Genomic DNA, 26,979 nt, shown 5'->3' with positions numbered 1-26,979 from the left:
GTCTGCATGCTCAACATCATAACTTAGCCGCGCGAGGACAACTGCTTCGATTCCCTAGCCTTCGGCCACGGGTTAAACGATTGTAGCCGCGTCAGGCGAGGTGTCCTCGTTTAACCCGTAGCCGCCAGGCGAGGAGCACCTGCTAACCAATCGCTGCTATCACTTAACGTCTGCATGCTCAACATCATAACTTAGCCGCGCGAGGACAACTGCTTCGATTCCCTAGCCTTCGGCCACGGGTTAAACGATTGTAGCCGCCAGGCGCGGTGCCCTCGTTTAACCCGTAGCCGCCAGGCGAGGAGCACCTGCTAACCAATCGCTGCTATCACTTAACGTCTGCATGCTCAACATCATAACTTAGCCGCGCGAGGACAACTGCTTCGATTCCCTAGCCTTCGGCCACGGGTTAAACGATTGTAGCCGCGCCAGTCGCGGTGTCCTCGTTTAACCCGTAGCCGCCAGGCGAGGAGCACCTGCTAACCAATCGCTGCTATCACTTAACGTCTGCATGCTCAACATCATAACTTAGCCGCGCGAGGACAACTGCTTCGATTCCCTAGCCTTCGGCCACGGGTTAAACGATTGTAGCCGCGTCAGGCGCGGTGTCCTCGTTTAACCCGTAGCCGCCAGGCGAGGAGCACCTGCTAACCAATCGCTGCTATCACTTAACGTCTGCATGCTCAACATCATAACTTAGCCGCGCGAGGACAACTGCTTCGATTCCCTAGCCTTCGGCCACGGGTTAAACGATTGTAGCCGCGTCAGGCGAGGCGTCCTCGTTTAACCCGTAGCCGCCAGGCGAGGAGCACCTGCTAACCAATCGCTGCTGATATTTGGCCTCTGCGTGCTCAACATAGTAACTTTGCCAAGCGACGACAATCAACTGTGGCATAGGCTTCCAGCCTGTGTGAAATGTGGCATAGGCTTCCAGCCTGTGTGCTCAGGCCTATGCTACGCTTAACACAGGCTGGAAGCCTATGCCACGTGTGGGCCACAAACGAGGTGCACCCTCAATCGAGAAAATTTCTCGATATGCCCTAATAAAGTTGGCTGTCGATGGTCATGCTGATAGTGACCACGAACCTGCGAGCGGTGGGGAGAAGACCAGCGTGAAGAGGCCATGTTGAAATCGACTCCGGAAGTCAAACTGACGGATTTGCCCGAGGAGGGCTCGCCGACGCTGCGGACGCTGTTCGCCAGCGAGGAGTCGAATTTGCTGCGTTTTGCTTTTTCACTGACCGGGCGTCGAGCGGTGGCGGAGGAGATTGTGCAAGAGATTTTCTTGCAGCTGCATGCCCGTTGGACAGAGGTCAACGATCCGCGAGCCTGGCTGTTTCGGAGCGTGCGCAATCAAGCCTTCCATTATCTGCGCAAAAGTAAACGCGAAACGCTCGGCAGTGACGACGCTGCTCCGCACGAGGGCTGCAGTGCCGATGAGCCCCCCGACGAGTTGATCGCTCACATGGAGACAGTGGCCCAGTTGCGACAACTTGTCAGCCAGCTGCCCGAGAAAGATCGCCGGCTGGTCCAATTGAAATACTACGAGGATCTAAAGTACCGGGACATCAGCCAGCGAACAGGTCTAACGATCAGCAATGTGGGCTTCCGATTGCATCAAGTCCTCAAGAAACTTGCCGCCGGTATGGTGCCACGGGGAAGCGAAGATGAATCATGAGTGACACACTGAACGAACATTCCTTCGATGACAGTTCAATCGATATCGAGCTGCAAGTCCGTTTGATGAACATGGTATTGGGTGAAGCGTCCGACTTCGAGCGTGATCAATTGCAGCTGTTGATGGAACAACGCCCTGAGTTGGCTGACTACTATCGCCATCTGGAGCACTTGCATGGCTTGTTGTGCGAAGTTGGAACAGGCGAGCCAGCCATCGATGCCGATTGGGCGACCAACGATGAGATGTGGAAACTGCCGGAGGACTGTCGTGAAAAGTTGCTGGCAGTCTTCGATGGCCAGGAAACCAGTGCAACCACTAAGTTGGCGCTCAGTGATGTATCTCTCACTAAGCCGCGTGGCTTGCTGTCGCGATGGTATGTGGCTGGGCTGTCCGTAACTGCAGCGGCCGTTCTATTGGTGGCATTAATGCTGCCCAGCGTTCAGTCAGCCAGAGTAGCCGCGAGAAGGTTTCGTGGCGAGACCGAAGCAGCCTATTATCTTCAAGACGATATTCAGTATTTCCAGACTGAGCCAGAAAGGCCCGCTGCGGGTAGTGTACCTTTATCTATGGAAGGCATGAAAACCGCCAACGATATGTATGGCAGAGGGCTCCGCACCTCAGGCACAGAGACATTCTCTGACTCAACTCGTACTATGTATAGGTCGGAAGCATCAACTGAGGGAGAGGCCCAGCCTAACTCGCCGGACTTCGCAAAGGGGTACGCACTCAGCGGCAGCTCCGACGTAGAATCGCCCAAACCCTATGGACTGACTCTCGGGCGTCAGTATTCCAATTCAAATCGCGGCGATTCCTCAGGTAAAGCCGAAGAGTCGGCTCCTGGACCCAACAAACCTGGTGCGAACCAAGCCACCGATATTGCTGGTCCAATCGCTGGTCCAACCGGTGGCACAGTTTTGCTCGGCGGCATCAAACGAGAATCAGCCGGAGGCGAACTCCGATCCAAGAGTAATGACCATATCGCCAATGGCTCACCATCTGCGCTGTCGGTCAACGAATCTCCAAGAATAATCATCCAAGAGGAAGCTGAGCCTATTCTATTGGGTAATGAATCAAAGCCTATAGAACCAGTAGTCGGGCAAGTCGCTCAACCAGCCGATGGTCGCAAGCTTAATGAGTCGACCAGTGGCGAGCGTTGGGACGAGGATGCGTTGGCATTGCCCGCGAAGGACGATCAACTAATGACTCTCGGCGTGCCAGAGACAGCTGGTGCTACCGACGGGCTGTTCGGCGATGTTCGCGTCGAGCACATCGAAGATGTCGATTTGGCCGTCATCCAAGGTGCGGAGCGCGATGCCAAGCACACGCTCGAGTTCATTGAACGTGCTAAACAGCAAAGTGAAGCCAAAGCACCCGATATCAAAATATTGAGCGAGGGGCGGGCAGAGGACACCAAACTCAAAGCCGACCGTGAGTCTGTACTCGATTTTCATTCGAAAGAAACTGCTTCGACTGAATCGGCAGCGATTCAGTCTGATGGCGAAGATTCCAAAAACGGTAGAGACTTCACTTCCAACACTTGGATGGTCACCCCAGCCCCAAGTCCAGAGCTGGCTGACAGTTCTCTAAGCAGCGTCGAAGCCGGGCGCAAACCACTTGCTCGCAAACCACTTGAAGCACTCGACGAACAAACGGCCGCGGCCGACGCTTTCTCGACCTTCTCATTGCATGTGAGCGATGTGTCGTTCAAGCTCGCGCAAACAGCTCTGGCTCAAGGCCAATGGCCCGAAGCAGCCCAGATTCGCATCGAGGAATTTGTTAATGCCTTGGACTATCACGATCCTCTGCCCAGTGCTACGGACAAAGTGGCTTGCATGGTCGAACAGGCAATTCACCCCTTTCTGATGCAACGCAATTTGTTGCGCATCTCGCTGCGCACCGCCGCCGCCGGTCGCTCGCAATCTACGCCGCTGCGATTAACTCTGCTGCTCGATAACTCCGGTTCTATGGAACGCCCCGATCGACGTCAGGCTGTGTTGCGAGCCTTCCAATCGCTGATCATGCAGTTAACTGCCGCCGACCAGGTCACGCTGATCAGCTTTGCCAACACACCGCGATTGCTCGCCGATAAGGTACCGGGCAATCAAGGCGAGACACTTTTGCAGCTGATCGAAACCTTGCCTAGCGAAGGTGGTACCAATATCGAGGCCGCTTTGTCGCTGGCTCACGAGAAAGCCGTCGAGCAAAAACTTGAGGGCGCTCAAAACCGAATCGTGCTGCTGACCGATGGCGCAGTCAACTTGGGCGATGCTGATCCCGAGAGCCTGGCCAAGCTCGTCACCCAAGCTCGCGACGCGGGTATCGCTTTCGATGCCGCTGGGATTAGCGCTCAGGATCTGAACGATGAAGTGCTGGAAGCGCTGACGCGCCAAGGCGACGGTCGCTACTACCTGCTCAACTCGGCCGAAGCGATCGATGAGAGCTTTGCCGCACAGATTGCTGGAGCACTACGACCATCAGCACAAAATGTCAAAGTGCAAGTAGAGTTCAACTCGAATCGAGTCGGACGATATAAGTTGCTTGGATTCGAAAAGCATCGCTTGAACAAAGAAGACTTTCGTAACGACAAAGTGGATGCCGCCGAAATGGCCGCCGCCGAAGCTGGAGTGGCTGTATACCAATTCGAAGTCAAACCCGATGGCAGTGGTGATGTAGGTAGTGTCTCGGTGCGATTCCGCGACGTAGCCGCTGGTCAAATGATCGAACGTCGCTGGCCCATCGTTTACCAGCCGAGTACTCCCAGACTGGAACAAGCCGCCGCGTCGATGCAGCTGGCATCTACAGCAGCGTTATTCGCAGCCAAACTGAGCGGTGGACCGTTAGCCGATAGTGTCGACCTTGCCCAGTTGCAGCAGCTGCTCGCGAATTTATCCGAGCGGTTCGCTAGTCAACCCAGAGTACAACAGCTGCGCGCCATGATCGAACAAGCCAAATCGATTAGCAAATAATCCCTCGTTCCCATGGCTCTGCCTGGGAACGCACTGCCTGGAGGCTCCCGCCTCCTTCGTCTCCGAAACAACCAACGGTGTAACCATGCAACTTCACACCACGTCCTCAGGCTGCGTTTCATCTCGTCTGCTCGTACCCAGGCTCCGCCTGGGAACGCACTGCCTGGAGGCTCCGCCTCCTACGGTCTTCGCGGGCGGAGCCCGCAGTGCAGTGCGTGCCCAGGCAGAGCCTGGGCACGAGGACGTGCCTGGGCACGAGGCACCTTGGCGCTGCGCATTGGCCTTGCTACTGCTAATCATCTTCGCGCAAAGCGGTCTCTGCCAAGAGTCAAACGTCAGCACTGCACCGGCGCCTGAATCCCATACGATCATCCTCAGTGCCGGACCTACCAAGCCGCCTGCGTTCCTGTACGCAGCAACAGCTCGCGCTGAAGTTCGCGTCGGCCTAGAGCAGATTGAGCAGACCATTGAGCTCGCGGTGCGGATCGTACAAGGGCAAGGCGAGACGATCAGCTTGGGTATTGGTGGAGTGGGAGATGTAATGGATGTTCAGGGCGAATCGATCGCCGCCTGGGCCGTTCGCACAGTTCAATCGCAACGCTTTCTCGATCTCCAACTCAAACCGGCCAATGAGAACAAGGCAGATGTTGAGCCGATGACGGAAACGAAGGCAACTATCCGCCTCCGTAGCAGTTACACGAAGTTACCAGCCACTGTCCAGATCGCGCACTTGCAACCGGGCAAGGCATTGGGCTTCGACTCACAAATTCAGATCGAATTCATCGAAGGCGTGGCCGGCAAGCTGATAACTGCAGAAGGCTTTGCCTCACTGGTCTCGAACCAGTCTATCAAACGTTTACAAACTGCCACCGGTGGCCGCCTCGAGTTGCAGATCGATCGCAGCAGTGCGCTGCCACCGGCCGTTGAACTGGTCGACGCCACCCTGGCGGGCAAACTTCACCCCAGCGGCAAATCGATCAGTTTTGAACTTCGAGCCATTGCGGCGGTCAACGTCGCAGGTACACGATTGCGAGCATTATCGGGCAATGCAGCCATCAGTCAGTTGCCCACTGGCACGGACTACCAATTGGAATTAGCCAACACAGAGTCAGGTCCAGCCTATGACTTGGTCTTTCCCAAAACCGGCAACTTCGCCGTGTCGTTAGATTTTGTAACAGCTGTAAAAACAGATTCAGCCAATTGGCAAGACATCGACTTCACCGTCGCGGCTAGCGCGGTAGTTCCGCTGACTGTCAGCGGCTTGGATACCGATCTTGAGTTTGCGGGCGAGCAACACGCGATTCTCCCGCTGCTGGTCGAAAAAGAGTGGCATGGCTTTTTACCAGCAACGGGCCGTGTGCGTATGCGCTGGCAAGAAGCGCGCAGTGCGGCGGAGAGCAAATTGTTCTTTACCACTAGCTCCATCATCCAAGCCGCAGTTGGTCCCGGTTTGCTGAGTCAAGAACACCGCATCACTTATCAACTGTTGCAAGGGCAACTTCAGTCGCTGACCATTCAGCTTGTCGGCCCTGGCGAGATTTTGAATGTCGAAGGCGACAACATTGTGGCTTGGAAAGTTGTAGGCGAAGGCGACCAGCGGCAACTGGAGATCGCGCTCAATCAACCGCTGGCGAAGAGTAGTCAAGTAATTGTGCGTAGTCAAACATCGCTGGGTTCATTTCCAGTGCGTGTAGAAGGGCTGAGCCTTCGACCTCAAGGTGCCATTCGCAACTCGGGACATCTGCGCATTATCAATGCCGGTTCGGTAAGCATCGAACCGACTGACCTGCGTGGCTTAACCCAACTGGCCCCTGAACAATTCCCTGGGGATGCCGTGCAAGCGCGACAATTGTATGTATATCGCTTTCCATCATCCGACTATGGGTTCACCATTGTGGCTGATCGGGTACAGCCCGAGATCAACGTTACTCAGCTGGTGCTGTATCAAGTATCGGAATCCGATCGCGTGATCCTGGCCGATATCGAGCTGGACATTCGCGAAGCGGCCATTCGCGATTGGAATCTGCAACTGCCTGCAGACTACTCAATCGTGTCCGTAACAGGAGCGAGCGTCGCAGATTATGTGGCCGCCTCCGAGACGACTGATGAGGTGCGCAATCTCAAGGTACTCTTTAGCCAAGAGGTACAAGGGCGACAACTGGTTAACATTCGCTTAGAGAAAAATGAAGTCACCACCACGGGTCAATGGACCTTGCCACACATCCTATTTCCTGAGGCCAAATCGGTTCGCGGAGATATTGGAATCGTCGCAGCGCCAGGCTTCCGCGCGAGCATAGGCACAACCGAATTGCTAGTCGAAAAGCCGCTATCGTACTTTCCGCGACCGGTTGCCAATCTTCAACAAGCATTTCGAATTCGCGAACCTGGCTGGTCGGCTACGCTGCAGATTGAACAACTTGAGCGCAGCGTTCAAGCGGATGCATTCCACTTGATTTCACTCAGCCAAGGCACGGTGTATGGCAGTGCACTCATCAATTACTCGGTCACCGGCGCTCCGGTAGCCGAGTGGCAGCTGAGTGTTCCACAGTCGCTCGGCAATGTGACCGTCGACGGGCAAGATGTTCGCACCTGGCGACGCGAAGGCGATACGCTGATTGTCTCGCTACAACAGCCGATTCTCGGCGACTACACCTTGCTGGTGACTTTCGAAGAGAAACCAAACGTAGCCGATGGTTCCTTTCAGGCTGGCCTGGTCGTACCACTGAATGTACAAGGTGATCGTGGCTACATCGAAGTCGTCAGTCCTGTGCAAGTAGAGATCGATACATTGTTGGTTTCGAGCCAATTGTTAGTCTTGGATCCCCTCGAGCTGCCGGCCGAATTCCGCCTGCTCAGCACAGCCCCAGCCCTCGGAACATGGCAATATACTCAGCGTCCATTCGACTTGCGGCTGAAGGTCAACTGGTTTGATCCAGGGACCACCGCCGCACAAGTTATCGAATTTTCCGAAGCCAATAGCCATGTATCGCCAGATGGCGAGTTGGTTACCGATTTGTTGTACTACGTCAAATCCCGCGGCGAGCGCACGTTGAAGTTACGCTTGCCGGGCGATCCAGTGCGACTATGGGCGGTATCGATTGATGGCCGCCCGGTGACCGCGCGACAAGCCGGAGATGATACGCTCATTCCGTTGCCCGGTGGAGCTGATCCGAACGTGCCGATCGAAGTTAGTTTGCGCCTTGGCAAACCAGCCGAGGCGCCAGGTCGAGCCGAGCTCGAGTTGCCGATCGTCTTCGCACCGATCCTAAAGACTCAGTGGAATCTGTACTCCGCTGAAAACCATGTGCTCGTTCCGAGCGGCGGCTCGGTCGAGCCTACGCGGCCCGTGCTGTGGCCTAACGGGTTTGATTGGCTGGCAGGGAGTGGACTCTTGCCGCTGACGATCGTGTCACTATTAGCAATGGCTCTGGTGGCAGTAAATTCAATTCCAATCAGGCTCACTGCCTTGGCAATCATGATTTTGTTTTCAGGCGGATCGAGTTGGATGGCACTTAATCAATTGGAACCTGCAGCCCCGTTACAGCTAAGTCTGCCCGTCATGGCAGCAGGTGAAAGTGTCCGACTAGAAGTTAGTAACACTCCAAGCTGGCGAGCATATATCTCGTGGCCGGGAGTTGTGATGGCGGTAGCGGGTTGCGCAGTGCTATTGCTCGCCTGGCGCGTACGCGCAATGGGTTGGTTGCTGCGCTGGTTAGCCGTGGGATTGGTCGCCATCGGAGTGCTGTTGCAGTACAACGGCGGACCCTGGTTCTTTGGGCTGCTAGCCTTAACACTTCTCTTGTTTCAATTCTTGCCTGCACTCATGAAATGGCAAGCCAGCGCTAGTCGCGGTGCGGAGAGTACGTCCATCACAACTGGCGACCAGCCAACCGCGGGTGGCCAGGCAGGTCCGATCGTCACTGCACCTGCATGGTTGCTCTTGATCGGTTCGATCTGCTTGAGCTCGCCTCATGCATTGATGGCTGCGGATCAGCCACCGACAGAACCTGGAGCACCGGCCAATCAAGAGAGCGCACGCCCCCAGTCAAATCCAGTCGCGCTTACTACGATTCAATCAGCCAGTTCACTGATTCAAAAATGGACACTCTCCAGTCGCGACAAGCGATTGACAGCCTCGGGCGACTTCGTCCTGTCTGGCCGAGTTGGTGACCGCTTCGTTCTCTTGCGTGGGCCGGCAGTCTTAACGGAATTCAAAGGGCCAGGACTTCGCTTGACGAAAGAAGAGTTGCCTGGTCAAGGTCTGGCGTATGTAGTAACTATCCCCGCCTCTGAGAGCGATGCAGGCACGGAGCCTGAGGGTGATGAAGCGAAGTCACCTTTGCCAGCGGATGATGCCAACCTCTTGCGGCAGTTCGCGGCCACGTTTCAATATCAATTAGAGGCCACTAGTCCGGCGGAGGGCATTCCGGTTCTGACCGGCAGTGCAGCCCTGCAACGCATAACGCTCGAGTATGATGAACCGAGTTGGGAAGTAGTATGCGAAGCCGCCGCGAGAATCGAGCCTGTAGCGGATCAGTTACAAACAGGTAAAGCAAGTGTCGACATACTGCTTGGACCTGGTCCGGCCAAGATCCACTTGCATCCTCAGTCTCGCGACTTAACTACCGAACAGACGCAATTCTTTGTCGAAGCTGCTGATCTTTACACGCCAGGACCAGGTGTGATTGACGGTATGCACCGACTGAAGATTCGCACTTCGCAAGGCCGCGTGCAAACGCTCAGCGTTGTCATCCCGACCGGATTGACTGTTAGCACTGTCGATGGCCCGGTCAGCTCTTGGCAGTTTGATGCCGATCAGAACCGGTTACAATTGCAAATTGCACCCACTACGCCTCCTGAGTTTACCGTCAACGTGCAAACACAACGGGGCTTGGACACGTTGCCGACGGCCGTCGATCTTTCGCCCTTGCGCGTCGAGGGAGCTGCGGGTGAAGTTGGCTTGATCGCGCTGGCCTTCGGATCGGAAGCCCAACCGGAGAGTGTTCAATCCAAATCGCTGTCGCAAGTTAATCTCGGCGACTTCGATGCCAGTCTGCTCACCAATCCTGGGGCCACGTTGCACCGAGTCTATCGTTATGGAGCCGAAGGTGGCCACCTGTCCGTGCAAGTAGCGCCTGTTGCTCCCGAAGTGCGGGCCCTCAGCAAGCAAGTCATTTCCTTTGGTGATGAACGCATTGTTTTGGGCATTAACTTCGTCACCGAGATCACGCGTACCGGACTGTTTCAGTTGAGCTTTCCGTTGCCTTCTGGATTTGAAGTCGAATCTCTGACTGGGGATGCCCTGCATCATTGGTCCGAACTGACTGAGAACGGTCAGTCACAAATCGTGTTGCACTTGAAGGGCAAGACGATCGGCACGCATAAGTTCGCTTTGACGCTAGCGGGCATGGCCCCCAGCGAGCTAAGCGAATGGGCAGTGCCGCGATTCGAACTGAACGAAGCGACGCGTCAGTCGGGTGAACTGGTCGTCCAACCGATCACAGGAATTCGATTGCGCACGGTAACTCGACAAAACATCTCCGAAGCGGATCCACGTTCTCTAGGGGCGCAGGGTCAGGGGGCGTTGGGATTCCGATTGCTACAACGCGATTGGAACCTACGACTGGGCATCGAGAAACTGGCACCTTGGGTCACCGGACAAGTCTTGCACGAAGTTACGCTGCGTGAAGGACAAACTCGATCGACACTGCTGGCTGAATTTAATGTGCAAAACGCGGCGGTACGAAGTCTGCTGGTCAAACTGCCGGCGATGGGCGCTGATGAGTTGAAGACAGTCCGCGCCAGCGGTGAAACGGTTAGCGACTTTGTGCGCTCGACCGAAGATGACAACCTCTGGGAACTGCGGTTCAAGCGGCGCATCATCGGGGCTGTGCAGTTTCAAATCGAGTACGAGCGCCGTGGACAGCGCTCTGACGATACCGAGTCACTGGCTCAAGTCGCTTTCCCCGACGCCCGGCAGATGGCCTACTACTTTGCTGTGCGTGCGGGTGGTCGATTGGAGATCGAAGCCGGCACGTTAACTCAAGGTTGGCAGCGCAGCGACTGGAGTAGTGTACCGCAGACTCTACGTGAAGCTGGTAATCGCAACGCGCCTGTGTTGACCTTGCGAGCCATGGATCCCTCAACGCCGCTGAGTCTGAAAGTCATCCGCCACTCATTGGCCGATGCGCTCAGGTTGCGAGTCGCATCCGGTACACTGACCACGATTCTTTCGCCCACTGGTGATCAATTGACGTCCGTCGAAGTCAACATGGAAGTCATTCAACGCGGTAGCTTGAGCGTCCAACTGCCCAGCGGCGGCGAGCTGTTTAGCATCTTCGTCAATGGCGAAAGCGTGCACTCCATTCGCCAGCAGGACAGTACCAATACTTGGCAGTTCTACATTTTGCCTGGCATCGATGATCGCACGGCTCAAGTTCGCTTTGTGTACTCGTTGATGGGTGATAGTTTGCGCCAGCTGAATCTGGTCAGTCCGCAGTTGAATGTTCCCCTAGAAAATATTCAGTGGAACGTCATCGCCCCCAGTGGATTTGAGCTGATCGATAGCGACGGCAACTTAGAGATAGTAGGACGCGATAGTCGCGCGGGCTATGGTCGCCAGGCATATTTGTCCGACCTTCAAGGCAAACGACAGGTTCAAGCTCAGCAAGCAGCCCAATTGTTAGAGCAGGCCAACCAGTTGCTCCAAACCGGCGAGCAATCCAAGGCACAGTGGGCTTTCAATAACGTCGCCAATCGGTACGCGCTGGATGCAGCTTCGAATGAGGATGCACGAGTCCAGCTGGAGAACCTGCAGACTCAGCAAGCCATCGTAGGCTTGAATACGCGCCGTCAGCGATTGCTCCTGGATAGAAATCGCGTAGACGAATCTGGTGCGGACAATCAGCAGATGCGACAAGCCGCTGCCATTAATCCAATCTTGCAATATGAGCAGTTAAACTATCGCCCCCAAGAGATGAGTCAGCTATTGGCTGGCAACAGTCAAGAAGACAATGCTACCCTCAGCCAGATTGCGGGCCGCTTGGTCCAGCATCAGCGCACCACCGAACCCGCACCGCAAGCGATCACCATCAGCTTGCCTGAAGAGGGCAACATCTACAATTTTCGTCGCAGCGTGCAAGTAACCGAGAACGCCCCCCTGGAACTCCAGCTCCAGTTCCACTCTCAGTACAAACTACAAGTATGGCAGTGGATCATGTTAGGCGGACTAATCGGACTGCTAGTCACCGGCCTAAGCCGTGGGCGTTAGCCGACGGTTCCTACGTTCAATAACCGCGGCTAACGCCGTCGGCTTAGTTGATCCCGGCTACTGGGAATCATCTTCTCCAACGCGCACTACGAGTTTGCCAAAGTTCTTACCGACGAGCATGCCGATGAAGGCTTCACTGGCGTTTTCCAAGCCATCGACTACGTCCTCGAGAAACTTGATCTTGCCTTCGGCTACCCAGGGGCCCATTTGCGATTGAAACTCCGCATAGCGAGAGCCATAGTCGTCGAAGATGATGAACCCTTGAGCTTTGATGCGTCGTACCAAGAAGGTTTGCATCAGTAGCGGCAAACGATCTGGGCCGTCTGGCAGCTGCGTACTGTTGTACCCAGCGATCAATCCACACACAGGTATGCGAGCCTTGACATTCAGTAGCGGAAGTACGGCATCGAATACCTTTCCGCCCACGCTTTCGAAATAGACATCGATCCCTTCGTGACAAGCCTTCGCCAATTGCTGCGCGAAATCGGCAGCGTGGTGGTCAATACACGCATCGAAGTGAAAAGTGTCGACTGCGGCTTGGCATTTCTTGGGGCCACCTGCAACACCAACTACGTGACAACCTTTTAGTTTGGCGATCTGGCCGACGACCGATCCAACTGCGCCCGTAGCCGCCGCCACGACCACCGTTTCGCCAGCCTTCGGTTGTCCGATGTCCAGCAGGCCCATGTAAGCAGTAAAGCCTGGCATGCCCAGCACGCCTAGAGAATGGGATGGATGTTCCAGTTGGCGACCTAGCTGCACTACTCCGCTGCCATCGGACACGGCGTAGTCTTGCCAACCTGAATTGGCCAGGACCCAATCGCCAACCTTGAAGTCCGGATGTTGTGACTGTTCAACGCGACCGACCGTACCACCAACCATGACTTCATTCAGTTCAACCGGCGGCGCATAAGAAGGTCCATCGCTCATGCGACCTCGCATGTACGGATCTAGCGATAGATAGACCGTGCGGATTAACACCTGCCGTTGGTCAAGCTTCGGCACTGCAGCTTCCTCGAGCCGAAAATTTTCCGGCGTAGGGGCTCCATGCGGACGAGCCTTGAGAACAATACGACGATTAGTTTTCGCGCTCTGTGGCATCGCTCACTTCAATTCTGATGATGGATTGGACGATAGGTTGGCTGCTCGTTTCGAGTGCAAAATGCTCACTAAATGCAATCTGCAATCCTCGTGCCATCAGAAGTGTCGATCCGTACTTGGTCGTTATGGAGGTAGCGCTTCAAAGCCGGACACAACGTCGAACAATTCTTCGTCGATGCTGGTTTGGCGAAGGTGGTGGTAGTTGCTGTTAAGGTTGCTTAGCAGTTCGTCGATGTTCTTGTCAGCACGTTGCATGGCAGCCAATCGACTGGCATTCTCGACAGCCAGCGATTCTGCGCAGGCACGAAAGAGGGAAACGAATAGGTATTCGCGAACCAGAGCCCGTAGAGTGGATGTCCTTTCACTGAGCACCTCAGGCAGTTTCTCGGTAGGCCAAGGACGCTCTGCCAGTTCGCGGCACCAGGTTGCGTCCAAGGGAAGCAAACGTTGGCTGACCGGCGCATAGACAGCTTCGGAAGTAGGCCGATTGTAGATGAGATACAGTTCGATGGCCGCATCATTTCCCAAATGCTGTTCACTATCGATGAGAATTTGACCAATCAGCGGCGTGATGGCTTTCACCGATGTGGGTACAGGGAACACATGGACCGGCGGCAGACCCGCGTCGACTAGATACGATTGAACTCGTTCGCCGACGGCCCACACCTGCAGTTCACCATGTTGCTCAGTCAATGTTTGGATGGCATGATCTGCAATCACGTCGTTGAAGCGGCCCACCAAGCCCTGATCGGTGCCAAAGACCACTCCGCCTACCCTCGGCGGTTTTGAAGATGGCGTAGCCGGAAGCAATGCTCTGGGGCCAAGTTGACGAAAGCAGACGCTTAAGCCCAGCTCGACGGTTCTTGCGTAGTCGGACAGCGCCAGCACTGATTTCTCGTATTGAGAGATGCTGGACGCTGCCACCGCTTTCATGGTGCGTACGACGGACTGGAGGTCGCCGGCTCCAACGATTTTGCGGCGAAGACTGACGACGGTGTCGGTCATGATACGATCTCGCTAACGTCTGTCCCGTTATTGGCGGGAGCGTTTGACACCGCGAGCAGCTTTTCAATCGCTCGACGAGCCAGTTCGAGAATCGTGTCTCGATCTGGATCGCTCAACTTGTCGCCGCTAACCAGGCGGTCTCGCAAATCGATAGAGATCTTAAACGCCGCCTCTCGAACGGCTTTCTCCGCGTCGTTCATCTGTTCGAGTGCGACCGGTTCAAACAGCTTTTCTGTCAGTGCCAAGAGTACCGCGATTTGGCCTTCAACGGAAACAGGAGAAAATTCAGGTTGTTTGAGACAAGCACGAATCCGCTGACCATGATCAATTGTATGGCGCGTATCATCATCCATACGAGCTCCAAACCTGGCGAAACTCTCCAGTTCCTCAAACTGAGCATAAGCGAGCTTCAGATTGCCCGCGACAGCCCGATAAGCGGCCAGTTGAGCTTTTCCGCCGACGCGTGAAACCGATTTCGTGACATCCACCGCGGGCAACACCCCCAAATCAAATAGCGATGGAGACAGGTATATCTGACCATCGGTGATCGAGATCAAATTGGTGGGAATATAGGCCGAGATGTTTTGGGCTTCTGTCTCAATGATTGGCAAGGCTGTCATCGAACCACCGCCCAGTTCTGCACTCAAGTGGGTTGAACGTTCTAGCAAACGCGAGTGAATATAGAAGATGTCACCGGGAAAAGCCTCGCGGCCCGGCGGCCGACGCAGTAACAATGAAAGTTCGCGATAAGCGCGTGCATGTTGGGTGAGATCGTCATAGACAATCAACACATCGCGTCCCTGTTCCATAAAATACTCGGCAATGCTGGTAGCCGCATACGGTGCCACATAGGCCAGGCCGGGGGCGTCGTTACCTTCGGTCACGACGACAACCGTGTAGTCCAACGCTCCTTTTTCGCGCAAAGTGGCCACCGCTTTAGCTACTGTCGCGGCTCGCTGGCCAATGGCGCAGTAGACACAAACCACGTTCTGGCCGCGCTGATTGAGAATGGTATCAAGCGCGATCGCTGTCTTACCTGTTTGTCGATCACCCAAAATCAATTCGCGCTGACCACGTCCGATTGGCACCAGCGCGTCGATCGCTTTGACACCTGTCTGCAAGGGCTGTGTTACCGGCAAGCGGTCCATAATCGGCGCAGCCGCCCGTTCAATGGGCCAGCGCTGAGTCAACTGCACCTGGCCTCGGCCATCCAGCGGTCGACCAAGCGGATCGATGACGCGGCCTAACAGTCCATCGCCCACAGCCACGTCCATCACGCGACCTGTGGATTGAACTTCATCTCCAGCCTGAAGATGCCAGTAGTCACCTAGCAGCACCACACCAATTTCATCGGCGTCGACGTTGAACGCAATACCAAACACACCCCCTGGAAACTCCAATAGCTCCTCGTAACCGACGCTGGGTAGTCCAGTAACCTTGGCGATGCCAGTGGAGACTGCCGCTACGGTGCCCACTTCACGTACCGACAACTTGGGTGAGAACGCTTCCGTACACTGCCCGATTCTCTCAAACGTCGCATCGAGCATCGCCTGAATATTTTCCCCAGATTTGGTCATGTGACTACTTCGCTTTCAACTCCACCCGGATCGAACTCTGGCTCGATGGTTTTTGTATTCGACTTACTAAGAGGCTCTAGCGAGTTGGCGATACTTTTCTCTAATCCATCGATATACTCTTCGATGCCCCAAGCTATTTTGCGTCCATCACATTCCACTTCGACACCGCTGATGTTATCCGGAGCGAACTCGAACCGCAGGGGAATATGGGCGCCGAAGGTTTCATCAAGGGCCCGCTGGACTTCGCTCTGCTGTTGGATTGTCAATTCGGACGCGCTGCGAACACGAGCCGGTTCTGTTAAGTCCTTGATCGCGAGTCCAATCTCTTCCTTGGCTCGACCCTGCAATTCTCGCACACGTCGCGCAAACGTCTTGACCATGCGGTCTTCTAAGCTAGTGTCGGCCAAGTCTTTGAGAGCTTTGCGAGAAATGGCCAGCACCTGTTCCTGTGCGCGACGACTAATCTCTGCCCCGAGCATGTGCTGCTGGCGCTGCCAGGCTTCTTCTCGCTTCGTAGCGATTGAGTCCGCGGCGTGATGGGCATCCTCGAGCAGCTTTTGTCGTTGGATGTCGGTTTCGTCCTTCATTTGACGAATCAGAGTTGCCCGCTGCTGATCCAGTTCTTTATTCTTGTTTTCAAACTCGTCTCGTTCTCGGCGAGCTTCGATCTTGGCAGCATCCGCATCCGCTAGTTCCAGAGCGATACGTTGCTCGCGCGCATCGATGGCATCCAGAATTGGTTTATAGAGGAATCGTTTGAGCAACCAGACCAAGATCAAGAAATTGATCGTCTGGGCAACCACCGTGAACCAATCGATCAGCATGACTATTGTCCCGTGGTCTGGGCAATGAAATGATTCCAAAATGGATTGGCGAAGATCAAAATCATCGAGACCACAAAACAATAGATGGCAGTTGATTCGATCATGGCCAACCCTACGAACAGTGTCCGAGTAATCGTGGGTGATGCATCGGGTTGTTGCGCGAGCGAACTTAAGGCGTTGGCAACCGCTTTGCCTTCGGCAAAAGCGGGGGCCATTGTTCCAAACCCGGTGGTAACGCCAGCTGTGATGATGGAGGCGACCGCGATGATGGTCATGCTATCCATGGGATTCCCTATTGGATTGAGAGGGCACGAGTGAAGTGTCGATGTCTGATTTTGTTGTTTTAGCCGATTGGTGGTCGGGCCTGAGTGGATGAACTTGAGTGGCTGCAGCGATGTAGACCGCTGCAAGAATACTGAAAATGTAGGCCTGAACCAGTCCAGTCAGCAGGCCGAGCAATGTCATCACGATTGGAAACACAAATGGCGTGATGGTCAGCAAGATCGCCACAATCATGGCGCCGCTCATCATGTTTCCGAACAAACGCACCGCTAACGCTAATGTGCGTGACGCTTCACTGATCAGATTAAACGGTAACATGATGAAAGTTGGCTGTATGTACGACTTAAGGTAGCCGCCAATACCTTGCTCTTGGATGCCAAACAGGGGTACGGCAACCAAAACGCTCACTGCCAATGCCGAAGTGGTTGAGAGTGAACCAGTGGGCGGTTGATATCCAGGGACGACCGTGAACAGACTAGCAGCCGCGATAAACAAGAAGAGCGTTCCGAGAAAGCCCAAATACTTGCGAGGCTGAGCAAGACCAACTTCGCCAATCTGGTGGACGATGCCAGTCACGATGATTTCCAGCAGATTTTGCCAGCGTGTTCGCGTATGTTCCGTTGAGAGACCTCGCGTGATCAATCGCGAACCACTCACTAAGATAAGCATTAATACCCAAGTGAAGAAAATTGTGGCGTTGAGTTTGAAGAAACCGTATTGCCAGAAAATGATTTCGTCGGGGCTAAGCTGCATGCTCGGACTCCTTCCTTGCCGACAATGACAAAACGACAATCGGCGGAGCCATCCACGTGATCATGAATCGCGCAACGATAAACCCCAACAGACTACACAGAAGTCGCGGCCAATGTCCGCCGCCGATGAGATAGAATCCGGTCAGTACAGCGCCGGTCCGGATAATGAAACTGACGAGAAACCAGAGTGCCGGCTGCTTAGCAACCAAGCCTCTTCGAACGGTCCACCATAACCCACCATAGAAGACGACACCTAAGATCAATCCTGCTAACGCAGACAGCAAAAGTTCCATGGGTTCATTCATCAATATTACCCTCGTCCTCACCAATCGACTTGGCTTCTTTGGCCACCCACAGCCAGGCGTTCATACAACCTATTGCAAGTCCGGTTACCAGCAGAGCCAATGTCCACGATCGTTTGCTCCAATGCTGCTGATCAAGCCAAAGACCGAGGACCGTGCCTAGGAGCGTAGGGATCGCCACCGACCAGCCGATCAGTCCCATCATGCCCAGCCCGTACCAGACGCCGGGCGCGGGGTTACGCCGAGCCCTTAATTTCAGTGCTGCCTTAGTGCCAATCTTGCGACCGAGGGCTGAAGACTTTGGGACGTTCCGCGGGTCTGGCTTTTCACTCATGATGGAACCTTGCCAACCGGCGCACGAAGCCACTTTCCATTCTCGCCAACACCTGACGCACGCTCTGTTCCTGCTCATCCAGCGTCAAGAACTCCTGTTCAACTGCCTCGCGGAGCTCAGCCAGCTCAGCTCCCTCAACGGCATTGCGAACGGAAATGAACACTTCGTGGCCAGTCTTCAGGAGCACACCTTCATCGACGGCGATATAAGTCTCCCCACCGGCTTCGGTTTCATATACTAAGATCCCTGGTACAAGAGCGGCCACGCAGTCGAGCCGATTCGGCAAGAGACCAACCGACCCCTGCTGCGTCTCGACAACAATGCGTTTCACACCCTGTTTTTCCGCGTAGACTCGGAACGGCAACGAGACTTTAAGCTTCATTAGCGACTGCGGCATGGTCGGCTTTCGTTCGAGATGCATCGTCAGTTTTTGGTTGTGGCCGCTTCTTTTTGTTTGCCTCGTCGATTCGCCCGATCATGTAGAGCGAGCTCTCGGGATAATCGCTGAATTCATCGTTGAGGATCCGTTCACAACCGTCGAGCGAGTCTTCAAGGCTGACCAGTTTCCCCTCGATCCCACTGAACTGTTCGGTGACCACGAAGGGCTGTGTCAAGAATCGCTCCAGTCGCCTCGCGCGAGCCACAACATTGCGATCGGCTGGCGAAAGTTGTTCCAACCCTAACATGGCGATGATGTCCTTGAGGTCTTCATACTGCGCAAGGGTGCGACGAATATCCTGTGCCAGCTGATAATGCCGCGCACCCACGATCCCTGGCGTTGACATTTTGGAACTGGACTGCAGTAGGTCGACTGCAGGATAGAGACCTTCACTGGCCCGCTTGCGCGAGAGCACAAGCGATGCAGACAAGTGCGAAAAAGTATGAACCGCAGCCGGGTCCGTCAGATCATCCGCGGGAACATAGACCGCTTGTATGGAAGTGATTGCACCGGTATCGGTGTTAGCGATGCGCTCTTCCAGCGCCGATAGCTCCGTGCCCATCGTCGGCTGGTACCCCAGTCGCGACGGCATTTGCCCCATCAATCCCGAAACCTCCATCCCGGCTTGAATGAAGCGAAAAATATTGTCAACCAGTAGTAATACATCCCGCTGTTCATCGTCGCGGAAATACTCCGCCATAGTTAGTGCTGTATGTCCCACGCGAAAGCGACTGCCAGGCGGTTCGTTCATTTGGCCAAACACCATTACCATATTCGCCAACACGCCAGCCTCTTTCATTTCGCGATAGAGTTCCTCTCCTTCCCGTGACCGCTCGCCGATACCACAAAAGATGCTGACGCCCTCGTGCTGGCCTACCATATTGTGAATCATCTCGGTTAGCAGCACGGTCTTACCCACTCCCGCACCACCAAACAGCCCCGCCTTGCCACCTCGCTCCAAGGGCACCAGCACATCGATGACTTTGATACCGGTCTCGAAGACTTGTGATTGAGTGGATCGTCGCGCCAACGGGGGTGGCGCTCGATGGACGCTGCGCCACTGGACATCCATGGGCGGCGGACCACGATCAATCGCGTCGCCGAACACATTGAACATTCGTGAAAGCACACCGTTGCCAACAGGTGCTAGCAGCGGCCCGCCGCTATCTTCCACAGCCATGCCGCGCGCCAGACCCTGAGTAGGTGTCAATGCAATACCGCGCACGTGATGCGTATCATGTTGCGCCAGCACTTCAATTACGATCTCTTGAGAAGAGCCTGTCCGCAGAATGTTGTGAATGGCTGGCAGTTGGGCATCGAAGCGAATATCGACGACGCTTCCCCGTACCGCGACCACCGTTCCTATCGATCGAGAGGCGACATTGGATATCATCATAGTGCTATGGCGTGCGTGTAACTTCCGTTTGGGCATTTTCATCTTCAACAGATGAATCGATGAGTTGAGTCAAGCGGTTCAATGCCTGTTCGCCAGTTGAACTCTCAGCGTTCACCGTTGTTCGCTGGCGACCCATCAAGCGGGCATCCAGTGGGCATTGCTGATCGTGGGAGGCAGGGTGAAAACTTGACGTGATTTGGTTCGTGGACAAAAGGGTATCACAGCACTTGCTATACCGCATCTAAAAGAAATGGGGTGACCTGTAGCCGAAGTCGCCAGACTTTGGACGCGTCACCGGTCGATTACCAATCTCTGGCGAGATCTCCGAAGGAACAAGGGGGACCCCGCGCATACCACTTACTTCATACGTAAACTAATAAGGCGGGATGCAGCTCAGGCCGGTGCTAGAGATTGCTTTGCATGCCACTGGACTGTACGTCGCCGAAACTATTCTTTCTTCGACGTAGCGGGTTCGGTCCTTTCCGCCTGCGGTATTGCCGTGTTTAGCGTACAGCTCGAGAATGCGCAGAGACATCCCAGGGTGACAAGTGTTATGGCCGTAAGCGCGTGAATAAGTGACGCACTAATCGACTTATGAAATCTTCCTAGAGCGTAGATATTTCCAGAAATGCAAGGGGCAAAATCTGATGAAACCATGGCTAAGACTGCGATGAACACTAACACTGCAAACAAGGCAACGCGAATTTTATTCCTTCTGCGTGAAATGAGTGCATACAGATACAACCCAACGCCTACGGAAGAGATGGTAGTGGATAGAACATTGAGGAGACTGTAGTGAGTTGCCACTACGCCGAGCACCATTAGCACGGGGCAAAAAAGCACGAACTTCTGCTTCTGGCACTTAAATGTGGCTTCTTTCGCTCCCACAATACCAGCAGCGATAAAGCACGAACAGAAAAGCAGAGCCACGTCAAGCCGCTCAGAAGGGCCATGGCTAGACACTATGAACAACACATACGATGGCGCTAGAAAGAGAGCGATCCCAATCGAGCGCCAAGACAGGATCGCGAGTATGTACACGGGAAGGTTCAATAGCTGCGAGGCCATCATATGCTTTAAGAGAATAGCCTCTATGAGACTCGATGCATCCAAGCCAGTTTTTTGCTGAGTCTCAAGAAAATTCGATGACTCCGGAAGCAACAGATTCAGCCAAGATGAGAGTGCAAGTACTAACGCAACTACAGTTGCTAAAGCCATCAATTCGCGAAGGCAACATCTGCCAATCATCAGAGAAGCCTCACGTGATCAGAGGTTAGTTTGCATTTTTTGTGGACTCTTTTCACTCAACTAGCCATCGGTCGTACGCTGGTACCATGCCAGCCATTGTACTATCCCGCCACCACTGCCAAGCAGTCTCGACGACCGATCTTGAAGCCATCCGCACCGAGGAGACGCTTTCTGTGCAATATGTCTATCACTAAGACGACTGGGGGTATTGGAGTGCAGGAAAAGTCGGCTTTGGAAGCCTGAAGCAGCGCAGAAAGGGACGTCAAGTTCGAACTCGGCCTCTCATCCAAAGCCCCTGCGGTTAGCTATTACTTTATTCGTAAACCAATTGGCTACGTCGGACCGCGGCCACCGATTTTCGGAGAGTCCTGTGCGGCAATCATGCCCACCATCTTTACTTGTGAAGTATTCCTACTCGACTCGGCGGCGACGGGCGGCGACGCCGTTATTGGTTCAGATCAAATGAATGCTATAATCCTGAATCTTTAGTTTTTCCTGGTGAGGAGGATAGTCGCGATGCCCGAATCGAATACAAAATTTACGCTGTGTCCTGTCTGCCAAAACAAGAATGCGCTGCCTGCCAGTAGCGTGGCGACGCATCCACGTTGCAGTTTCTGTCAATCGAAGCTCGATGCAACTGAGGCTGGACCAAGTCTTGAAGATATTACAGGTTTTCGCATTTTAGGATTAGCCGAATGGGACTCGCCAGCCAAGGTGTACGTCGCTGAAAGGGATGGCAGAAAGATTTTGATAACTTTGCTGGCTGCGGAGAATATGTATTACTCCCAATTAGTCAACTATCGCGATAGGGGGCTAGGTGATCCCTATCATGCCTCAGAAATTCCACCGTATCCAGGATTGATACAAGTCTATCCAGTCGTGTGGAACGGTGATGTCGCCATCGCCACAATGGACTTTATCGACGGCATGAGCCTGGCACAGCGCATGCGCGCAATCGGTGGGCAAATCAGTGTTTCCGATGCCGTGACCATAGGGCTGACTGCCCTGAAAGTGTCAAGACATCTGGGAGATACCGCTCAACTGGAACGCATTCATTTCAATTCGATACAAATCCTGGATGATGGACAAGTCAAGATCACAACCTATGCCGGTATTTTGTTGGATCAGTTTTGCCCCCGGGAGAGTGCTATATCGTTGGTGAGATCAACGGAACAATTAAGCTTTTCGCTTCACTATTCTGCACCCGAGTATGACTCGCACAAGTATAACATTGCTCAGTACACGCGCGAGCAACTCCGCCTTCAGAAGATCTATTGCCTAGGGGCACTACTGTTCGAACTGTTGGCTAATCGCAAAATCCCGACGATTGATGGCGACGAGCATTTGGTGAAACGGCTCGATCTTATTCCCATCCACGAGCTGCGCCCTGATGCATCCCCGCAGCTCTCGCAGATCGTCCAACGCATGACTGCGTTCACGCCCCGTGAACGCTATCAGACCTTCGACGATGCAATCGCCGATCTAGAGGAACTAGGCGTGGCAACCAAGACCGTGTCGTTGGTGCTCCCCAGCGAGACATCTGACCCAGTCTCAACTAACACCGAAGGACAATGGCTGCGTCGGACCGCGGCCACCGATTTTCGGAGAGTCACTTGGGGTATGACTCACGATGAAGTTCGCGCAGTAGAGGCAGACAATTTGAGTCGAGTGATGCCAGTCGCAATTTTTGTCGACGTCCAGCACAACGGATTGCAGCTATGCGTGACTTATCAATTCTTGATGGACGGAGAAGAACTGATTTGCGTGGGTGCTGCAATCATGCCCACCATCATGGATTTTAGGAAGCGCGAATCGCCGCCTGAAAAGCCTCGTCCGCGTAGCCTGAGGCACCTTCTGACGCAACTGGACAGCCCTGAGTCCGCTCTGGGCAGTGGCATCGGATCAACGCTTGCCAAGCTGCTGGGAGATCAGAATGCCAGCGAGAGTTCGCTGAACGAATTGTTGATGGGCACGATCAAATCTCGCCCGTTGGATGACACTTAACTGCTCGAAGTCTACCAAAGCCTCAAGGATCTAATCAACGACGACTACGGTCCACCGACATTGGAAGATGGTCCATTGCAGGAAGATGACGAGTACCTGCAATTCTTAGTAAGCTCCGATAGTTTTACCAAAGAACAAGTGCTGCAGTACTGCCAGACGAGCGTCTGGGAAAGCGAACGAACCTATGCGACGCTGAGTATCATCCCGGGTCCGCTGGGCAGTCGGCAGCTGGCAGCGAAGTTCTGGAGTCGGTCCCATCGACATTTGTTTCCGCAGTAAGCGACTGCGTAGCCGATCTCGCCAGCGATTGGGGAGCTGATCTCGCCAGAGATTGGATGGGTCAACCGTAGTTCATCCAAAGTCTGGCGACTTCGGCTACGGGATTCATCCAAAGTCTGGCGACTTCGGCTACGGGGCTATGGGGAGCCGGCTTCGTTGAGCATGCCGGCCAACGTTGTAAAGAGTGAGTCGCCGCGCGAGCCATCGGGGTCGGCCACGTTGGGCTCCGCCGCCAGCACACTGGTATCAGCCGGCGGAGGTCCGGGCCACAGCTCTTGAATTCTGCCCAGACCGCCCTGAGCCAACATATCGTGGACCACATCAAAGGCGCCGGCCGGACTGCCTAAGCGCACCCATTCACCGGTGAGGCCTTGATTGTTTACGGGCGGAAGCACGTTCAGCTTGGCTGCCATCAAGGCGCGACGATAGTTGCGCACCTTCGTCGAATAACCATCGGTGATTTGTCGATCCCATGAGGCGATGGCAGCGCTACCATCGAAGGTCATGCCACGGCGGCGAAAATGGGCGGCTCCCACCAGGCACCACACATCGTCGACGATCACCGAGGTCGTACGAATAAACGCAGTGCGACCAGGGAATCCAACTGGATGGAACAGCAACACACGCTCCTTGGCGGCAGCTTGCAGGTTGCTTAGAGCTTCCAGTCGAGCTTGATAATGTTGCCGCTGAAAGCTCTTAAAATTATCTGCGAAATCGGAATGGCGAGGGGTACAAATCAACACGCGCAAATTGGGAAAGGCGGCTAAACGACTGGCCAGTTCAGCGATCAAGTCGACCTCGAAGGCCAGCGCTGCTCCATCGGGCCGAGCTGTTCTGGCAAGCTGAGGCGATTCGATATAGACCAGTTCGCGCGCCTCCGCAAAGGCGCGGCGCAATGACCACTGCGCATCGCGAAAGCCCTGCTGAGCTGCGAAGAACTCGCGTCGTACTTCGCGCTGCAGTCGCGGTTCATTATTGATGGTGATGGTTACAGCTGGAGCAGACACGCCCATGGCGTCCGCAGCGTTGGATATCATCTGGTTAACAGTCAGGTTGGGTGGCGGAGGAGTGAATGGTCCCAACCAAGGCGTTTCACATCCGACCGCAACGGTCTCTAACAACACTCCCGCGCCCGTATTGCCTGTGTTGGCCGCATCCGACGGAACATCAAAATTGTCTCCAGCTGAACTGACCAACCATCCGGGCATCGTGCCGACGTTGGATGTCGGCAGCGGCATCAGCGGTTGAGCGCGCTTGAGCGCATGCACAGCTAAGTCATACGCTAATGCGCCCGTTACGCTAACACCAGGCGCATGAACATCAGCAGCTGCTGGATTGCCCGGGTTACCGTCGGCATGAAACGCTGAACGTGTTTCGCGCGACCACCGCCCGCCGCTTAGAACCGCTTGCCACAAGAGCGAACCGGCAGGTTGGGCCGCGGGGCTGGTCACTCCGACGGCCACGACGGTTTCAAATCGAGCCATCGTCGGCAAGCGAGGCGCTTTGCGCGGTGATGGTTCAGCAGCCAGACTGATCGCCAACTCTAGCAAGTTGGTGGGAGCAGCGGCTGGCGGAGAGACAGTTTTAGGTATACCAAACAGCGGTGCATCACTGATGCCTTGTACCACTACCGGCAACACACTCATGAGCGTGCTACCAGGCGGCCCAAAAAATGGATCGACCGGTGCGGCTACTGGGCCGGTAGCCACGTTAACGGCTACGGCAGCTGTCAATCGCCGGCGACCATTGCGCGGCGTAATGACGATATCCATGGTCAGGATAGCAGGGTTAGGTACGGGCTGCGCAGCACCCAATTGAAATGGATTGCGCAGCAAGATGCTGACCGGCGCATTGCCAACTACGATGTTCGATCCACCATCACCGCGGACAAACGATGGTTCTGCGACATTGATCGTAGCGATCTCAATAAACTTCTGAGGATAAATCCTGACGCTGGCACCGTCGGGGGCTGTACCGCTAGCCAGCGTCACCACCACATCATTGGCCCCGTTGAAAGCCGCGGTTACGTTGGCCGACGACGGGCGAACTGGCGGGACAGGAAACGCTGCATTTGTATTGGGCGCTGGAAACTGGGGCCAATGTGCGGCGGCCCCGATGGCCGTGGGTGTAATAAGAGTCGGTTCGATGTTCGCTGCGACCGCAACGATCATGTTTTGATTTGGCAAGTTCATGATGCGTGTCGCATCGGCCAACGTATCAGGACCATCAACGAGATAGTTGATGTTTACTTGATCGCGCACGATCGGCAATAGATCGTTAGGTATGCGCGCGTCATCCGCTGCGATGCCCAGCACAGCTGCATTGGTACGATTGCCCAGCAGATACCAATTTTGATCGACAACCATCACTCGATAAAATTGATGTGCCAGCGCGCCTCCTGCCAAAGTCGGTGGCGCTAACGGATTGGCCGTCAACAAACCGTTGGTTGCCAAGCCGAAACGCAGCGGTGTATTCAGCGCGTTGGCTGCTAAGCGTTGACCTGCATTTAAGGTAAGTAAATTGCCAGCGACATTGCCAGTTGGGTTACCACCGGCGTCGATGGTTATCAAGTTGACACCCGGTGTAGCGATGCGTGGAGGATTGCCATGAGGATCCATCAGGTGCAGCTGCGTTTTGCCAGGTGCAAGGGTGGCAATCGCTTGCACACCACCTGGTCCGTTGGCTCCCGCTGTTACCGCCGCGGGCACCAATCCAGGCAACCCGCCCACACTCTGCAGATCGGCTAGCAAACTGGCTACGTACAGCGGATCAAGAATGAATCCGCGCGCATCATGAAACGATAGGCTTCCGCTGACGCCGTCCAGCACTTCATCGGGTCGATACCAACGGGCGGCGCGAAAACCTTCTGCGCCACGTACTACCATCACCACCGGCAGCGGCAGAGTTAGCGGCGAGCCCGGCGCTGCATAGCGACCAGTACAAATCGTCTGCAGTCGCAGGAAGGCTTGTGGATGAAAACGCAAAACCGTCCCATGCACATTCAACGGTGAGCCATCTACCTCGTAGTACTGGCTAGCCTGCTGTGCGGGAGTCAAACGCAAGGCAACGCGATCATTGGCATCAAACGCTTGTTTGGATGTACCCAATGCGCCGCGAACTACTGTTAACGTGTCCGTGGCTCGACTTGTACATTCAACGATCTCGAGCGCGCTACCCGAGCTATTGGCGATTGTCAGCAGCACCCGACCAGCAACTGGACTCGGAAAGGCACTGCCGCTGCCTGCGGACAGCGTTATCGTAGTATCGCTAGGAGCGATGGCATTGGCCAGTGTGGCACTGGCCGCTTGATAGATGTTCTGCCGCACGCCCAGAAAGGGTGCGCGCATCACTCCAGGTATGTTGAGCGTAAGCGCATTGGCATCGTAGTCGGCCAAAGTGGGCGTCGAGTCGCACCAGCGACTGCCCAGAGCCACTGTGGTCAGTCCCAGCGCAGCCAAACCATTGTTCTGTAGACTTTGCCTCGCGGCATTGGGGGTCAAGGTTGCTAAATTAATAGTGGACATG

Annotated in this window: 17 protein-coding genes; 5 read left to right on the top strand and 12 right to left on the bottom strand. The window is 54.8% G+C overall.

Annotated features, from left to right (window positions below; translation table 11 throughout):
• Positions 1 to 1,120: 1,120 nt before the first annotated feature.
• The 3 genes from SH573x_RS10700 (at position 1,121) to SH573x_RS10690 (ending at position 11,911) form a co-directional block, all read left to right on the top strand.
• Complete coding sequence (locus tag SH573x_RS10700) at positions 1,121 to 1,675, top strand: RNA polymerase sigma factor (RefSeq protein ID WP_479354882.1); 555 nt, start codon at positions 1,121 to 1,123, stop codon at positions 1,673 to 1,675.
• On the top strand, positions 1,672 to 4,641 hold the full coding sequence (locus SH573x_RS10695) for a vWA domain-containing protein (protein ID WP_479354880.1): 2,970 nt from the start codon (positions 1,672 to 1,674) through the stop codon (positions 4,639 to 4,641). Before SH573x_RS10700 ends, SH573x_RS10695 begins: the two co-directional genes overlap by 4 nt.
• Positions 4,642 to 4,726: 85 nt before the next feature.
• Positions 4,727 to 11,911 (top strand): hypothetical protein, encoded by a 7,185-nt coding sequence (locus SH573x_RS10690; protein WP_479354879.1) that lies wholly within the window; start codon positions 4,727 to 4,729, stop codon positions 11,909 to 11,911.
• 57 nt (positions 11,912 to 11,968) lie between these two features.
• Here SH573x_RS10690 and curA read toward each other — a convergent pair whose 3' ends face one another.
• From curA to SH573x_RS10635, 11 genes are all read right to left on the bottom strand, one after another.
• Positions 11,969 to 13,012: an NADPH-dependent curcumin/dihydrocurcumin reductase gene (curA, locus tag SH573x_RS10685; protein ID WP_479354877.1), complete on the bottom strand. Its 1,044-nt coding sequence runs from the start codon at positions 13,010 to 13,012 to the stop codon at positions 11,969 to 11,971.
• Between the two features lie 123 nt (positions 13,013 to 13,135).
• A complete protein-coding gene (locus SH573x_RS10680) occupies positions 13,136 to 14,017 on the bottom strand; it encodes a F0F1 ATP synthase subunit gamma (protein WP_479354876.1) in 882 nt (293 codons plus the stop codon).
• Positions 14,014 to 15,594 carry an alternate F1F0 ATPase, F1 subunit alpha gene (locus SH573x_RS10675; protein WP_479354874.1) on the bottom strand — a complete coding sequence of 527 codons (1,581 nt, stop codon included), beginning with the start codon at positions 15,592 to 15,594 and terminating at the stop codon, positions 14,014 to 14,016. Before SH573x_RS10675 ends, SH573x_RS10680 begins: the two co-directional genes overlap by 4 nt.
• Positions 15,591 to 16,418: a F0F1 ATP synthase subunit delta gene (locus SH573x_RS10670; RefSeq protein ID WP_479354873.1), complete on the bottom strand. Its 828-nt coding sequence runs from the start codon at positions 16,416 to 16,418 to the stop codon at positions 15,591 to 15,593. The genes SH573x_RS10675 and SH573x_RS10670 overlap by 4 nt, the downstream gene beginning before the upstream one ends.
• Positions 16,419 to 16,420: 2 nt before the next feature.
• Complete coding sequence (locus tag SH573x_RS10665) at positions 16,421 to 16,702, bottom strand: F0F1 ATP synthase subunit C (RefSeq protein ID WP_479354871.1); 282 nt, start codon at positions 16,700 to 16,702, stop codon at positions 16,421 to 16,423.
• Positions 16,695 to 17,453 carry a F0F1 ATP synthase subunit A gene (locus tag SH573x_RS10660; RefSeq protein WP_479354870.1) on the bottom strand — a complete coding sequence of 253 codons (759 nt, stop codon included), beginning with the start codon at positions 17,451 to 17,453 and terminating at the stop codon, positions 16,695 to 16,697. The genes SH573x_RS10665 and SH573x_RS10660 overlap by 8 nt, the downstream gene beginning before the upstream one ends.
• Positions 17,443 to 17,757, bottom strand: a complete 315-nt coding sequence (locus tag SH573x_RS10655; RefSeq protein WP_479354869.1) for an N-ATPase subunit AtpR — start codon at positions 17,755 to 17,757, stop codon at positions 17,443 to 17,445. Before SH573x_RS10655 ends, SH573x_RS10660 begins: the two co-directional genes overlap by 11 nt.
• Positions 17,750 to 18,088 carry an AtpZ/AtpI family protein gene (locus SH573x_RS10650; protein ID WP_479354868.1) on the bottom strand — a complete coding sequence of 113 codons (339 nt, stop codon included), beginning with the start codon at positions 18,086 to 18,088 and terminating at the stop codon, positions 17,750 to 17,752. Before SH573x_RS10650 ends, SH573x_RS10655 begins: the two co-directional genes overlap by 8 nt.
• Positions 18,081 to 18,485 (bottom strand): F0F1 ATP synthase subunit epsilon, encoded by a 405-nt coding sequence (locus tag SH573x_RS10645; protein WP_479354866.1) that lies wholly within the window; start codon positions 18,483 to 18,485, stop codon positions 18,081 to 18,083. The genes SH573x_RS10650 and SH573x_RS10645 overlap by 8 nt, the downstream gene beginning before the upstream one ends.
• Positions 18,460 to 19,920 (bottom strand): F0F1 ATP synthase subunit beta, encoded by a 1,461-nt coding sequence (gene atpD, locus SH573x_RS10640; protein ID WP_479356698.1) that lies wholly within the window; start codon positions 19,918 to 19,920, stop codon positions 18,460 to 18,462. Before atpD ends, SH573x_RS10645 begins: the two co-directional genes overlap by 26 nt.
• A 7-nt stretch (positions 19,921 to 19,927) precedes the next feature.
• On the bottom strand, positions 19,928 to 20,134 hold the full coding sequence (locus SH573x_RS10635; RefSeq protein ID WP_479354864.1) for a hypothetical protein: 207 nt from the start codon (positions 20,132 to 20,134) through the stop codon (positions 19,928 to 19,930).
• 1,553 nt (positions 20,135 to 21,687) lie between these two features.
• Between SH573x_RS10635 and SH573x_RS10630 the strand changes: the two genes are divergently transcribed.
• Positions 21,688 to 23,175 (top strand): serine/threonine-protein kinase, encoded by a 1,488-nt coding sequence (locus tag SH573x_RS10630; protein ID WP_479354863.1) that lies wholly within the window; start codon positions 21,688 to 21,690, stop codon positions 23,173 to 23,175.
• 75 nt (positions 23,176 to 23,250) lie between these two features.
• Positions 23,251 to 23,454: a hypothetical protein gene (locus SH573x_RS10625; protein WP_479354861.1), complete on the top strand. Its 204-nt coding sequence runs from the start codon at positions 23,251 to 23,253 to the stop codon at positions 23,452 to 23,454.
• A gap of 137 nt (positions 23,455 to 23,591) precedes the next feature.
• Here the strand turns inward: SH573x_RS10625 and SH573x_RS10620 are convergent, their stop codons facing one another.
• The gene (locus SH573x_RS10620; protein ID WP_479354859.1) at positions 23,592 to 26,978 is read right to left on the bottom strand and encodes a phospholipase D-like domain-containing protein; all 3,387 of its coding nucleotides are present in this window, start codon (positions 26,976 to 26,978) and stop codon (positions 23,592 to 23,594) included.
• Position 26,979 lies beyond the last annotated feature (1 nt).

This window comes from Rania fehmarnensis, from assembly GCF_056494185.1.
This window is presented reverse-complemented; position numbering and strand designations above follow the sequence as displayed.